13 protein-coding genes are annotated in these 13,112 nt (G+C 60.4%); all 13 read right to left on the bottom strand.

Annotation, left to right across the window (positions count from 1 at the left end; genetic code table 11):
* Positions 1 to 4: 4 nt before the first annotated feature.
* The gene (locus AB4N53_RS00825; protein ID WP_039761180.1) at positions 5 to 310 is read right to left on the bottom strand and encodes an STAS domain-containing protein; all 306 of its coding nucleotides are present in this window, start codon (positions 308 to 310) and stop codon (positions 5 to 7) included.
* 190 nt (positions 311 to 500) lie between these two features.
* Entirely contained in the window at positions 501 to 950 is a 450-nt protein-coding gene (fliJ, locus tag AB4N53_RS00820; protein WP_016771076.1) for a flagellar export protein FliJ, read from the bottom strand.
* A gap of 6 nt (positions 951 to 956) precedes the next feature.
* Entirely contained in the window at positions 957 to 2,315 is a 1,359-nt protein-coding gene (gene fliI / locus AB4N53_RS00815) for a flagellar protein export ATPase FliI (protein ID WP_016771077.1), read from the bottom strand.
* Positions 2,305 to 3,111: a flagellar assembly protein FliH gene (fliH, locus tag AB4N53_RS00810; protein ID WP_460117478.1), complete on the bottom strand. Its 807-nt coding sequence runs from the start codon at positions 3,109 to 3,111 to the stop codon at positions 2,305 to 2,307. Before fliH ends, fliI begins: the two co-directional genes overlap by 11 nt.
* A 4-nt stretch (positions 3,112 to 3,115) precedes the next feature.
* The gene (gene fliG, locus AB4N53_RS00805; RefSeq protein ID WP_016771079.1) at positions 3,116 to 4,135 is read right to left on the bottom strand and encodes a flagellar motor switch protein FliG; all 1,020 of its coding nucleotides are present in this window, start codon (positions 4,133 to 4,135) and stop codon (positions 3,116 to 3,118) included.
* Positions 4,128 to 5,915, bottom strand: coding sequence for a flagellar basal-body MS-ring/collar protein FliF (fliF, locus tag AB4N53_RS00800; RefSeq protein WP_460117476.1), 1,788 nt, complete (start codon positions 5,913 to 5,915; stop codon positions 4,128 to 4,130). The genes fliG and fliF overlap by 8 nt, the downstream gene beginning before the upstream one ends.
* A 14-nt stretch (positions 5,916 to 5,929) precedes the next feature.
* Positions 5,930 to 6,259: a flagellar hook-basal body complex protein FliE gene (gene fliE, locus AB4N53_RS00795; protein WP_016771081.1), complete on the bottom strand. Its 330-nt coding sequence runs from the start codon at positions 6,257 to 6,259 to the stop codon at positions 5,930 to 5,932.
* Between the two features lie 128 nt (positions 6,260 to 6,387).
* Complete coding sequence (locus AB4N53_RS00790) at positions 6,388 to 7,770, bottom strand: sigma-54-dependent transcriptional regulator (RefSeq protein WP_460117474.1); 1,383 nt, start codon at positions 7,768 to 7,770, stop codon at positions 6,388 to 6,390.
* Between the two features lie 5 nt (positions 7,771 to 7,775).
* A complete protein-coding gene (locus AB4N53_RS00785) occupies positions 7,776 to 8,987 on the bottom strand; it encodes a sensor histidine kinase (RefSeq protein ID WP_460117472.1) in 1,212 nt (403 codons plus the stop codon).
* 110 nt (positions 8,988 to 9,097) lie between these two features.
* Positions 9,098 to 10,573: a sigma-54 dependent transcriptional regulator gene (locus tag AB4N53_RS00780; RefSeq protein ID WP_041479014.1), complete on the bottom strand. Its 1,476-nt coding sequence runs from the start codon at positions 10,571 to 10,573 to the stop codon at positions 9,098 to 9,100.
* A gap of 172 nt (positions 10,574 to 10,745) precedes the next feature.
* Complete coding sequence (locus AB4N53_RS00775) at positions 10,746 to 11,042, bottom strand: hypothetical protein (protein ID WP_016771085.1); 297 nt, start codon at positions 11,040 to 11,042, stop codon at positions 10,746 to 10,748.
* An 11-nt stretch (positions 11,043 to 11,053) separates the two neighbouring features.
* Positions 11,054 to 11,452: a flagellar export chaperone FliS gene (gene fliS / locus AB4N53_RS00770; protein WP_460117470.1), complete on the bottom strand. Its 399-nt coding sequence runs from the start codon at positions 11,450 to 11,452 to the stop codon at positions 11,054 to 11,056.
* Positions 11,453 to 11,581: 129 nt separating this feature from the next.
* Entirely contained in the window at positions 11,582 to 13,030 is a 1,449-nt protein-coding gene (gene fliD / locus AB4N53_RS00765; RefSeq protein ID WP_423522146.1) for a flagellar filament capping protein FliD, read from the bottom strand.
* Between the last annotated feature and the right edge of the window lie 82 nt (positions 13,031 to 13,112).

Raw genomic sequence — 13,112 nt, 5'->3', positions numbered from 1 at the left:
GGCGTCAACTGATGTCGAAGAGTTTGTCGAAGTTGGAAATCGCGAGGATTTTCTTCACATCGGAACTGCTGTTGACGACGCGGATATCCGACTCGTCGCCGCCGGCGTGATCACGCAGCAGGAGCAGCATGCCCAGCGCGGAGCTGTCGAGGTAAGTGGCTTCTTTGAGATCGACCACAATGGATTCGGGCTTTTTGTCGAGCCGCTCATAAGACTCGCGAAATTCCTGATGGCGACCGAAATCGAACCGGCCTTTGACCGCGATCGTGAGCTTTTTCTTGTCTGGAGAAACTTCTGTAACAACTGACATTGACTGGCTTCCTTGTCATTGACGAACCTGTACAAGGTTTAGCAGCTGGATAGGGTTGGGGCAAGGCGCAACAGTGGAACAAGTGTGGGAGCGAGCCTGCTCGCGAAGGCATTCTGTCAGTTGACTACAGGATTGACTGACACGGCGCATTCGCGAGCAGGCTCGCTCCCACAGGGTTTGGCGGTGAGGTTTAGAAGGCATCACGCCGTGGCAAACGCTGTGACAGTTCATCGAGCAGCTTCTGCTCGCGCTTGTCTTCAAGGCGTTGAGCCTCGTCGCGATAGCGCTGCACCAGTTTGCGCAAACCCTCGACGCGGGCGAACGCCTGCTGCCACTCTTCACGCGCCTTGTCGAGCTTGTTCTGATGCCAGACCAGGCTCTGCCGTTGCTGGTCGACGGCGGTATCGAGTTGCGCCAGAAAGCCCTGAAACCCCAGCAGCCATTGCCCGGTCACGCCGGTGCTGCCGCGCACGATCCACTGCTGCGAGTAATCCAGGCGAAAGGCATTGAGGTCGGCCAGCTTGCTTTCAGCAACTTTGACCTGGCCCTGAAAGTAGGCGAGGCGCTGCACGGCGGCTTTCTCGGCCTTTTCGGCCATGTCCACCACCGGTGCCAGGCGCGCGGCGCGGCTGACAGCCATGGCCAGTTACCCGCCCGCCGCAGGGGCGAACAGGGTTTCCAGATAGGCCTGGCTTTCACCCAGATTGATTTTGTCGTTGAGGCCCTGGCGCTGATACCTGACCAACTGCGGTTGCAGGGAAATCGCCAGATCGGTCTCGCGATCACCACCGGCCACGTAGGCACCGACGCTGATCAGATCGCGGCTCTGCTGATAACGTGACCACAGCTGCTTGAAGTACTGCGCGCGCTGCATGTGATCCGGCGAAACCACGGCCGGCATGACCCGGCTGATCGACGCTTCGATGTCGATCGCCGGATAGTGACCTTCCTCAGCCAAACGTCGCGACAGCACGATGTGGCCGTCGAGTACGCCGCGCGCCGAGTCGGCAATCGGGTCCTGCTGGTCATCGCCTTCGGAAAGCACGGTGTAGAACGCCGTGATCGAACCGCCACCCTTCTCCGCGTTACCGGCGCGCTCCACCAGTTTCGGCAGTTTGGCGAACACCGATGGCGGATAGCCCTTGGTTGCTGGCGGTTCGCCGATGGCCAGAGCGATTTCCCGCTGGGCCTGGGCGAAACGGGTCAGCGAGTCCATCAGCAGCAGAACGTTCTTGCCCTTGTCGCGGAAATATTCGGCGATGCGCGTGCAATACATCGCCGCGCGCATACGCATCAGCGGCGCATCGTCCGCCGGCGAGGCGACGACAACCGAACGCTTGAGTCCTTCCTCACCGAGGATGTGCTCGATGAATTCCTTAACTTCGCGACCACGCTCACCGATCAGGCCGACGACGATGATGTCGGCCTCGGTGAAGCGGGTCATCATGCCCAACAGCACCGATTTACCGACACCGGTACCGGCGAACAGACCCAGACGCTGGCCACGGCCGACCGTCAGCAAACCGTTGATGCAACGGATGCCGACGTCCAGCGGTACGCTGATCGGATCACGGTTGAGCGGGTTGATTGTCGGGCCATCCATCGGCACCCAGTCTTCGGCTTTCATGCCGCCCTTGCCGTCCAGCGCGCGGCCGGCGCCGTCAAGAACACGGCCGAGCATGCTCATGCCCATCGGCAGACGGCCGGTATCGGCCAGCGGCACCACGCGGGCGCCCGGAGCAATGCCGGCGACGCTGCCCACCGGCATCAGGAAGACTTTACTGCCGGAAAAGCCCATGACTTCCGCTTCCACCTGGGACGGGTGGTAGCTGTCGTCATTGATCACCATGCAGCGGGTGCCCATGGCAGCGCGCAAGCCTTCGGCTTCGAGGGTCAGACCGACCATGCGCAGCAGCCGACCTTCAAGGATCGGCGCGCCGGCAATCTCGGTGGCCTCGGCGTAGGTGCTCAGGCGCTTGGCGAAACTGGTGCGTTCAAGGCGCATCGCTGGCGTCCGCGCGCGGCTCGTCGGGGGCGACAGCCGCTGGGGTGTCTTCAGGAATGTCCAGACTCAAGTCAGGCGCTGCCGGATGCAGGGCCTGCTCATGCAATTGGTCGAACAGTTTGGCCATGACCTGGGTCACCCGCGATTCGACGCTGGCGTCGATGCGACTGTGTTCGGTTTCAACCCGGCAGCCGCCCGGCAACAGCGACTCGTCTTCGACGATGCGCCAGGTTTCTTCGTGGCGTTCGCGCAGGGCTTTGACCTGGGCGAAATCCTGCGGATTGACGTACAGGCGCACGTTTTCCACGCCCAGCGGCAGCAGCTTGAGAGCATCGCGCATGACGTGTTCGATCTGCGTCGAATCGATGGCCAGTTCGCGCTTGATCACCTGCTTGGTGATGTGTTGCACGAGGTCAACGAGCGACTTTTCAATCTGTGTGTCTTGCTCGGCGATCGGTTCGAACAGGTTGGCCATCAACAGCTCAAGGCTGGCGACTTTCGCCGCCAGCGCGGTTTCGGCTTCCTGACGGACCTTCAGCGTGGTGCTGTGAAAACCTTCCTTTTCGCCGATGGCGAAGCCCTCGTTGTAAGCCTCCTGACGGATGCTTTCGAGTTCTTCCAGGGTCAGTGGCTGGACTTCTTCCAGCGGCACTTCTTCCATTTCCGGCGGCTCGGGCTCGGGTTCCGGCTCGGGCTCCGGTTTCGGCGGGTCGAAGCTGGGCAGCGCCCAGGATTCGAAGCCGCGAACATCACGGGCGCGGATCAGATCCGTCACAGACTCGTCAGGCTTATCCATGGGCTTAGATCATTTCCTCGCCGCCCTTGCCACCGAGCACGATCTCGCCGGCTTCGGCCATACGGCGGGCAATGGTGAGGATTTCCTTCTGCGCGGTTTCGACGTCGCTGACGCGCACCGGGCCTTTCGCCTCGAGATCGTCGCGCAACAGTTCGGCGGCACGCTTGGACATGTTCTTGAAGATCTTCTCTTTGACGCCTTCGTCCGACCCCTTGAGGGCGAGCACCAGCACGTCCGAAGACACTTCGCGCAACAGCGCCTGAATGCCACGGTCGTCGACGTCGGCGAGGTTGTTGAACACGAACATGAGGTCTTCGATCTGACCGGACAGGTCTTCGTCGACTTCGCGGATCGAGTCCATGAGCTGGCCTTCGATCGAGCTGTCGAGGAAGTTCATGATGTCGGCCGCACGCTTGATACCACCCAGGGTGGTGCGCGAGGCGTTCGAGTTGCCGGAGAACTGCTTCTCGAGAATCTGGTTGAGTTCTTTCAAGGCTGCCGGTTGCACGGTATTCAACGACGAGACGCGCAGGATGATGTCCAGACGCACTTTGTGGTCGAAGTTGCCGAGCACCTCACCGGCCTGATCCGGGTCGAGGTACGCGACCACGATCGCCTGGATCTGCGGGTGTTCGTAACGGATCACGTCGGCAACAGCACGCGGCTCCATCCATTTCAGGCTGTCGAGGCCACTGGTGTTGCCACCGAGCAGGATGCGGTCGATCAGGCCATTGGCCTTGTCTTCGCCCAGGGCCTGGGTGAGCATCTTGCGCACGTAGTCGTCGGAACCGACGCCGAGGCTGGTCTGATCGCCGACGATGTCGACGAACTCGCTCATCACCTGCTCGACCTGCTCGCGATGGACGTTGCCCATCTGCGCCATGGCCACGCCGACGCGCTGAACCTCTTTAGGGCCCATGTGGCGCAGCACTTGCGCAGCATCGGTCGAACCCAGGGACAGCAGCAGAATCGCGGCTTTGTCGACCTTGGTCAGTTTGACGGTAGCGGCTCGGTTATCACTCATCTGCGTTAATCCACTCTTTCACGACCTGAGCCACGCGACCCGGGTCTTCAGCTACCAGACTCTTGATTGCATTCAGTTGCGCGTCATAACCCTCGCTCGGGCTCGGCAACAGAATGCTCTGCGGACCACCGAGGCTCACGCGGTCGTTGGCCAGTTCGCCGTCCAGGCCGCCCATGCCACCAAGTTCCACGTCGCTGCCAAGACCGGCCAGCTCCTTGCCTTTGCCACCGCCGGTGATGTTGTTGAGCACCGGACGCAGCACACCAAACACCAGTACGAGGATGAACAGCACACCCAGCACTTGTTTGACGATGTCCCAGAACCATGGCTGGGAGTAGAACGGAATATCGGCAATCACTTCGCCGCGTTCGGCGGAGAACGGCATGTTGATCACGCTGACGCTGTCGCCACGGCTGGCGTCGAAACCGACGGCGTCCTGCACCAGACGCGTGAAGCGCGCCAATTCGTCGGCGCTCCACGGCGCGCGGCTGGTTTCGCCGTTGGCCGGGTTGACCTTGACCTGATCGTCGACCACCACCGACACCGACAGGCGATTGAGACGGCCCTGCTGCTGCTTGGTGTGGCTGATCGAACGGTCGAGCTCGAAGTTCTTCGTCGATTGTTGACGCTTGTCCGCCGGGTACGGCGCGAGCATCGGCTGGCCGGTGGCCGGGTCCATGATCTGCTGACCGTTGGCGTCAACCAGTGGCTGGCCCGGCTGGATCATCCCGGCCGGTGCGGCGGTGCCACCAGTGGTCTGCGGTGCCGAGGCTGGCGCCGGTGGCTGGTTGCTCAGGGCACCCGGTACACCTTGCGGGCCATTGCTGGCGGTACGTTGTTCGTTGACCGACTGCTCGCTGCGCAACGCCGGTTGGTCCGGGTTGAACTGCTCGGCAGTCGATTCGACGGCACTGAAATCGACGTCGGCGGAGACTTCAGCCTTGTAACGATCGTTGCCCAGTACCGGTTGCAGAATGTTGTGCACGCGCTGGGTGAGCATGCTTTCCATGCGACGGCTGTAATCGAACTGCTTGCCGGCCATGGTCATTTCAGAATTTTCCGCCTGATCGGAGAGCAGGTTGCCCTTCTGATCGACGACGGTGATCTGCGATTTGCTCAGCTCTGGAACGGACGTCGCGACCAGATTGATGATCGCGACCACCTGACCCGGCTCCAGCGAACGCCCGCTGTACAGCTCGACCAGTACCGAAGCGCTCGGCTTGCGCTCGTCACGGACGAACACCGAACTCTTCGGAATCGCCAGGTGCACGCGGGCACCCTTGACGTTGTTCAGGCTGGAGATGGTCCGCGCCAGTTCACCTTCGAGGCCACGACGATAACGGGTCGCTTCCATGAACTGGCTGGTGCCCAGACCCTGTTCCTTGTCGAGGATTTCGAAACCGATGTTGCCGTCGCTGGGAGTGACACCAGCGGCAGCGAGTTTCATCCGCGCACGGGACAGGTCGTCGGCCTTGACCAGCAAGGCACCGGAATTGGGTTCGACGTTGTAAGGAATGTCAGCGGCGGCCAGGGTTTCCATGACCTGCTTGGCGTCCATGCCGGCAAGGCTGCCGTACAGTGGACGATAATCCGGCTGCTGCGACCACAGCACTACGGCAAAGCCAATCGCCACGCTCGCTGCCAGACCGACCAACAGGCCGACCTGACGCAGCATGGTCATCTGGGAAAGGTTTTCCAGAAAGGACAGGCCGAACAGCGGCGGTTTGCCGTCGATCGGGGTGGCCTTGGCCGGAACGTTATCAGCGACTGCTTCTGCCATGACTTATTTCGCCCTTAAACCGGCATCTGCATGATGTCTTGGTAAGCCTGGACCAGCTTGTTGCGCACCTGGGTCAGAGCCTGGAACGACACGCTGGCTTTTTGCGACGCAATCATGACGTCAGTCAGGTCGACACCGCTCTTGCCGATCTCGAACGCGTTGGCCAGTTGAGTCGACGCCTGCTGGGTATCACTGACTTTATTGATCGCCTGACCGAGCATGTCGGAAAAGCTGCTGCCCGCGATTTCAGGGACAGCGGCGGTCGATTTACGCGCAGACATGGCATCCACTTTCATGGCCTGCATGTCCATCATCAACCGATTAAATTCAATACCTTGGCTCATGGTCTACTCTCTTGGGCGGCCCGCAATTTTTTGACACTCACTCGGCGGGTACACAGGTATTAGCAACAAGGGTGCCAGCTCATGGGCACCCTTCTGAGAAAAGCATCTGGGATGTTTTGCAGCATCGGTCAGGTGGCGAACAGATAACCTTCGACATCCATCCCGGCATCGCGCATTTGCGCCAGTTTGTAACGCAGGGTGCGCGGGCTGATGCCGAGTTTTTCGGCGGCCTCCTTGCGGCGGCCACGCTCGGCGCGCAGGGTGTCGATGATCATCTGAAACTCCCGGCGGCGCAGGTCATCACCCAGAGCGCCGGAGGAATCTGCCTCGATTTCCACCTCGCGAATTACCGGCGCTGCGACCGGCAATGGGGCGAATGTCACCGCGCCGGTCAGGCAGAAATCCTGCGGCTGAATCAAGCCGCCCTGCTGCAGAATCAACGCGCGCTGAATGGCGTTGTCCAGCTCACGCACATTGCCCGGCCACGGATATGCGGTCAGGCAGGCCTGCGCTTCGGGCGACAGCTTCGCTGCGGCGTGCTTCATTTTATTGACGTGTTTGGCCAACAGCTTTTCCGCCAGCGGCAGGATATCGGCAGTACGTTCGCGAAGTGGACGCCAGGCCAGTGGGAAAACCGACAAGCGGTAAAAAAGGTCTTCGCGAAAACGCCCCGCCGCCACTTCACCGGCCAGATCGCGGTTGGTCGTGGCGACCACGCGAATATCCAGGCTGATCGGCTTGCGCGCGCCCACGCGCTCCACTTCCCGCTCTTGCAGGACGCGCAGCAACTTGGCTTGCAGGCCCAGAGGCATTTCGGAAATTTCGTCGAGCAGAATGGTGCCGCCGTCCGCCTGCTCGAACTTGCCGGCCTGGGAGGCGATGGCGCCGGTGAACGAACCCTTCTCATGGCCGAACAGTGTTGCTTCGAGCATGTTGTCGGGAATCGCCGCGCAGTTGATCGCAATAAACGGCTGGCTCGCCCGTCGCGATTGCTGGTGAATGTAGCGCGCCAGCACTTCTTTACCGGTGCCAGACTCGCCGGAGATGAGGACAGTCGAATCACTGCGCGCAACCCGCGCCGCCAACTCAAGCAACTGCGCACTGGCCGGTTCAACGGCGACGGGGCCTTCCGCTTCGCCAGCGTCTATGCTGCCCAACGCATGCCGCGCGACCAGATCGAGCAATGCCTTGGGCTCGAACGGCTTGACCAGATAATCCGCCGCGCCTTGGCGCATGGCATCGACCGCACGTTCGACCGCGCCGTGGGCAGTCATCAGCAGCACCGGCAACTGCGGTTGGCGCGCGCGCAACAAGCCGAGCAACTGGTGGCCATCCATGCCTGGCATGTTGACGTCGCTGACCACCAGGCTGAAGGCTTGCTGTGCAACCGCCGTCAATGCTTCTTCGGCGCTGCCGACGGCGTGATAGTCGTGGCCGGCGAGCAGCAGCGTATCGGCCAGCGCCTCGCGCAACGAACGGTCATCCTCGACCAGCAACACCTTGATGCCCATGACGTTTATTCAACTCCCTGTGCAGCGGAAAACAGCGGCAGACTGACCTGCGCGCAGGTGCCGCGTCCGACGCGCGAACGCAGGGTCAATTCTCCCTGATGGGCGCGGGCCACCGCTTTGACCACGGTCAGGCCGAGGCCGGTGCCGGTGACTTTAGTGGTGAAAAACGGCTCGCCGAGGCGCGCCAGCACGGTCGGCTCAATGCCGCTCCCACTGTCGCTGACGCACAAGCGCAGTGTGTTACCTCTGGTGTAGCAATGCACTTTCAGGCGCGCCTCGCCGGCGCTGGCCTGAATGGCGTTTTCAATCAGATTCAGCAGTGCGCCGACGAGCGTGTCGCGGTTGCACAGCAGCTCACCGGCATGGCTGTCGCACTGCCAGCGGATTGGCAGATCCTGCACATGGGTCAGCGCCGCAGCCTGCAGCGATTGCATCAACGCATCGGGGGTGAGGCGGTCGGTCAGCGGCAATTCACCGCGAGCGAACACCAGCATGTCACGCACTTGATGCTCCAGTTCGTGCAGACGCTCTTTCAGGCGTCCGGCAAAACGCTGCTGGGTTTGCACTGGCAATTGCTGTTCAGTCAAATGACTGGCGTAGAGCAATGCGGCGGACAGCGGTGTACGAATCTGATGAGCCAGAGACGCAACCATGCGCCCCAGCGAGGACAAACGCTCATGCCGCGCCAATTGATCTTGCAGATGACGGGTTTCAGTCAAGTCGTTGAGCAGCACCAACTGCCCCGGCTCGGCGTCCAGCGAGCGGGTGGAAATCGACAGGCGTCGACCATTTTTCAAGGAAATTTCGTGACCGTCGTCTTCACGCGGAGCGAAGCAGCGTGCGATCACATGGCGCCAGAGTTCGCCTTCGAGTGGCGAGCCGAGCAAGTCGAGGGCGGCCGGGTTGGCCTCGCGCACCAGACCGTGGCCGTCGATAACGATGACGCCGCCGGGCAATAGATCGAGGAGGTTTTGCAGGCGATTGGCCAGGCGTTCTTTTTCCGCCAATTCCTGCATGCGCTGGGCACTGACCACGGCCAGCTCACCCTTGAGTTCGGTGACTCGCGCTTCGAGCAGGCTGTAGGAGTCGGTCAGCTGGCTCGACATCTGGTTGAACAGCTGGAAGGCCTGCTCAAGTCCCTGACGACTTGCCTGCTCTACGGACGAGGGTTGCCCCACGATATTGGAGGCAGAAGAGATCTGGGCGGCTTGGGGCATTGGGCTCTCTCGCTTGGCTGACCGTCAGTGAAACGGAACGTTGCGAGGGCTATAGCAATACCCGTGCCTAAAAAAAACCGCTTATAAATGAAGCGCTTGAAAAACAGGCGTCAATCATCCGCCTGTTCATCTCCTCCGGCGCGACTCATACCGTACTTGCGCATCTTCTCGACCAGGGTCGTGCGACGGATGCGCAGACGTTCAGCGGCCCGTGCCACGATGCCATTGGCGTCGTCCAGTGCTTGCTGAATCAGGCCTTGCTCCAGACCACCGAGGTAGTCCTTGAGGTCGAGCCCTTCCGGCGGCAGCAACGCGTTGGCGCTGAAGTCAGGCGTATGGCCGTTGATCGCCACACGCTCTTCGAGATCGCTGCGCAGGCTGTCGACCATTTGCTCATCTTCGTCGTCGACGTAGCGGAATTTCTTCGGCAACTCGACCACGCCGATCACCCCGTACGGATGCATGATCGCCATGCGCTCGACCAGGTTGGCCAGCTCGCGGACGTTGCCCGGCCAGCCGTGACGGCACAGCGACATGATTGCCGCCGAGTTGAAACGGATCGAACCGCGCTTCTCGTGCTCCATGCGCGAGATCAGTTCGTTCATCAGCAGCGGGATGTCCTCCACGCGCTCACGCAGCGGCGCCATCTCGATCGGGAACACGTTCAAGCGATAGTAGAGGTCTTCGCGGAACGAGCCGATCTCGATCATGCTTTCAAGATTCTTGTGGGTCGCGGCAATGATGCGCACGTCGACGCTTTGCGTCTTGTTGCTGCCCACGCGCTCAAAGGTGCGCTCTTGCAACACGCGCAGCAGCTTGACCTGCATCGGCAGCGGCATGTCACCAATTTCATCGAGAAACAGCGTGCCGCCGTTGGCCAGTTCGAAGCGCCCGGCACGGCTGGTGATCGCACCGGTAAAGGCGCCCTTCTCATGGCCGAACAGTTCGCTTTCAAGCAGCTCTGCCGGGATCGCCCCGCAGTTGACCGGGACGAACGGCGCGTCGCGGCGCTTGGAGTGATAGTGCAGGTTGCGCGCGACCACTTCCTTGCCGGTGCCGGACTCGCCGAGGATCAGCACGCTGGCGTCGGTGTCGGCCACTTGCTGCATCATCTGCCGGACGTGCTGAATCGCACGGCTGGTGCCGACGAGGCTGCGGAACAGATTGGGTTCGCGATGACGGCCGCGTTCGCGGGCCTGATCGTACATTTCGCGGTAGACCTGGGCGCGGTGCAGCGAATCGAGCAATTTGCTGTAGCTGGGCGGCATTTCCAGGGTCGACAGCACGCGGCGACGCTGGTCTTCAGGCAGGTCAACGGAAGAATTATCGCCCATTAACAAAACCGGAAGGAACTCATCCCAGGTTGCGAGTGTCTTTAGCAAGCCCAAAAGCGCGCCAGGAGCATTGACCGTCCCGATCAGTACGCAAATGACCTCACGACTAGACGACAAAGAGCCGACAGCCTGCTGCCAGTCATGGCTGCCGCAGGGTAAATTTTCTTCGCCAAGAAAATTCAGAATCACCGCCAGGTCGCGGCGGCGGACGCTATCGTCATCGATCAGCAGAATTTTGGTTTCACGCCACATGCAATAGCAACTTCCCTAGTCAACTCAATGCCCGAAAAATGGGGCAAGCGAGACGCTTGCAGGACACCATGTGCCTGTAGACGCCCTAAACCTGATAATAGCCACTAGTTAAGTCAAAAAACCGTGCACAGTCAAATTTATGGCGCACATCTCTGGTTCAACTGACGGTTAATCAACCAAACAGATGGTAAACCTTTGCAGCCTTTTGCGCTTGGGTGATCTGCGACATCTCGTTGGCTATCGCCTGCCGCTCCCCCATTGCCACCTCAAGAAGCTCTTTGTAGACGAATAGCAGCTCCTCGAGGTTGTCGCGCAGTGCCACTTCGTCCAGTGAAGCTTCCGCCATGACGTCTTCCATGCAGGAACGGCAAGCCAGATCCAGCTCGCCGATGGCTTCCCAGTTCCGTTCGGCCAATGCTCCGACCAACGCCTCACGGGTATCGGCTATTCGCTGCAATACAAGACTCATGGTGATCTCCTTCAGAACTGCGGAGCCGGCACGGGCGCGATGGCGTCCCAACCTTCTTTGACCGTTGTCAGCAGGCCGGCGACTTCGTCGAGTACACGGGGATCGCTGCTGATGTTCGCCTCGGCGAGGCGCTTCATCATGTAGATGTACAGGCCATCCAGATCAGCCAGCGCCTCGGCGTTGTTCTCAAGATCGAGGCCTTCGCGCAGGCCACTGACAATGCCGATGGCCTTGCTGATCGCCGTGCACTTGCCGGGAATATCGTTGCGCTCGATGGCGCCCTTGGCCTGCGCAATGCGGGCCAGGCCACCTTCCATCAACATTTGCACCAAACGGTGCGGGCTCGCTTCGGACGTCTGCGCATGGGCGCCGACTTTCTGGTACTGCCGAAGGGCTAACATCGGGTTCATGTTCTACCTCATTGCCACGTTGACTCGTATAACCAGTGTATCGCCAACCGGTTCGAAAACTTTAGATCAAAAGACAAAAACCCGGCGCACGCCGATAAAGCGTAGCCGGGTTTTTGTCGTTACTGACTGTTACTTCGCGGACTGCTGAGCGTTCAGCGAGCTGAAGAACGACGTGATGTTGCTCGCCGTTGCCTTCATCTGCCCTACCAGCAAGTCCATGGCGTTGTACTTGGCCGTCAATGTCGACGTCAGGTTGGCAACCCGCAGATCCAGCGCCGCCTGCTGCTTCTGCAAGCCGCTCGTCAGACTCGCCAGGTTGGAGCTGCGCTGATCCAGCAGCCCACCGGTCTTGACGTACGGATCAACCGCCGCAGTCATACGCGCCAACAGACCATTCTTGGCATCGGTGCCGCTGAAGAGCTGCTGAACCTGGCCAGCCATGCCTGGGATTTCCATACGCTTGTTGAACACTGCAGTATCGAGCGTCAGCAAACCGGTTTTACTGTCAGTCAACACACCCATCTGTGAAAGCACGGACAATTGGCCTGCTCCGCCCGCCCCTGGATCTGTCAACTGAGCGCGCACGTCCGCCATCAACGAACGCGGCAGAGCGTCACCGGTGAACGCCGCCGAAACGGTCAGATTGCCATCGGCATCCGGCGTTGCCTTGGACAAGGTGTCGATGGTTTTCTTCAGGGTGTTATAGGAATCGATGAACGATTGCAGCGATGTCTGGATGCCGGCGGTATTGGTCGCAACCGATACAGTAGCCGGCGTTGGCACGCCGCCCACGACGGGACTCGCAGTGACCAGATTCAGCGTCATGCCGCTGATCGCACCGGTGACGGTGTTGGTCTTGCTGGTAACGGCCAGTCCGTCGATGGTCAGGCTCGCATCCAGGGCCAGCTCACCAACAGCTCCCGACGCACCTGCCGCCGGGCTGGTGCCCATCTTTTGGGTACCGTCGATTTCCAGCCCGGCGATACCGCTGACCTGCAGGTCCATGCCGGCGCCAGTCTTGTTGGAGCTCAATACCAGACGCGATGAACCAGAGCTGTCAGTCACGATGTTCGCGGAAATGCCATTGCTGGCCTGTGCGGTGTTGATCGCATCGCGCGTGGACTGCAAGGTGGCATTGGCCGGAATCGCGACATTGTAATCAATGCCATTCTGACTGATTTTCAGAGTACCACTCGGAATGGCACTGGCGGCCCCGCCGGCAAAGGCGGCACTGGCAACTTTCGAGCCGGTGGCCAGGTTTTTCACGACTACGCTGTAAGTACCCGGCACGGCGGTTTTATCCGAAGTGGCACCGACGACAGTTGGCGTATCCGAGGTTGCAGTAAAACCGGCAAACGCCGGGCTTGTTGCTTTGTTCAGATCACCCATCGCTTTCTGATAGGCCGCCAATGCACTTTTCAGCGAACCAACGCCGGAAATCTTCAGGCTGTTGCTTTTGGTCGCGGTATCGATCTGCGTCTGCTTGGCAGACTTGTCGGCGTTGACCAGCGCGGTCACGATCGCGCCGATGTCCAGGCCGGAACCCAGTCCGGAACCCGGTAGAATTGGACTTGCCATGTGCATCTCCCTTCAGATTGTTGCCATTCTTTTGACCGTTACTGGCGTCTGGAGAACGAACAAACACTATTCATGCCATTTA

The sequence above is a fragment of the Pseudomonas sp. H3_E04 genome, from assembly GCF_054668915.1.
Note: the sequence above shows the minus strand (reverse complement) of the source record. Positions and strands in the feature narration are given on the sequence as shown.

Excerpts from the sequence above, each read along its gene's own strand:
- AB4N53_RS00780 (WP_041479014.1), bottom strand. The coding sequence starts at position 10,573 with ATGTGGCGTGAAACCAAAATTCTGCTGATCGATGACGATAGCGTCCGC.
- fliG (WP_016771079.1), bottom strand. The coding sequence starts at position 4,135 with ATGAGTGATAACCGAGCCGCTACCGTCAAACTGACCAAGGTCGACAAA.
- AB4N53_RS00790 (WP_460117474.1), bottom strand. The coding sequence starts at position 7,770 with ATGGGCATCAAGGTGTTGCTGGTCGAGGATGACCGTTCGTTGCGCGAG.
- fliH (WP_460117478.1), bottom strand. The coding sequence starts at position 3,111 with ATGGATAAGCCTGACGAGTCTGTGACGGATCTGATCCGCGCCCGTGAT.
- fliJ (WP_016771076.1), bottom strand. The coding sequence starts at position 950 with ATGGCTGTCAGCCGCGCCGCGCGCCTGGCACCGGTGGTGGACATGGCC.
- fliS (WP_460117470.1), bottom strand. The coding sequence starts at position 11,452 with ATGAACCCGATGTTAGCCCTTCGGCAGTACCAGAAAGTCGGCGCCCAT.
- fliF (WP_460117476.1), bottom strand. The coding sequence starts at position 5,915 with ATGGCAGAAGCAGTCGCTGATAACGTTCCGGCCAAGGCCACCCCGATC.
- fliI (WP_016771077.1), bottom strand. The coding sequence starts at position 2,315 with ATGCGCCTTGAACGCACCAGTTTCGCCAAGCGCCTGAGCACCTACGCC.
- fliD (WP_423522146.1), bottom strand. The coding sequence starts at position 13,030 with ATGGCAAGTCCAATTCTACCGGGTTCCGGACTGGGTTCCGGCCTGGAC.
- fliE (WP_016771081.1), bottom strand. The coding sequence starts at position 6,259 with ATGAGCCAAGGTATTGAATTTAATCGGTTGATGATGGACATGCAGGCC.
- AB4N53_RS00775 (WP_016771085.1), bottom strand. The coding sequence starts at position 11,042 with ATGAGTCTTGTATTGCAGCGAATAGCCGATACCCGTGAGGCGTTGGTC.
- AB4N53_RS00785 (WP_460117472.1), bottom strand. The coding sequence starts at position 8,987 with ATGCCCCAAGCCGCCCAGATCTCTTCTGCCTCCAATATCGTGGGGCAA.
- AB4N53_RS00825 (WP_039761180.1), bottom strand. The coding sequence starts at position 310 with ATGTCAGTTGTTACAGAAGTTTCTCCAGACAAGAAAAAGCTCACGATC.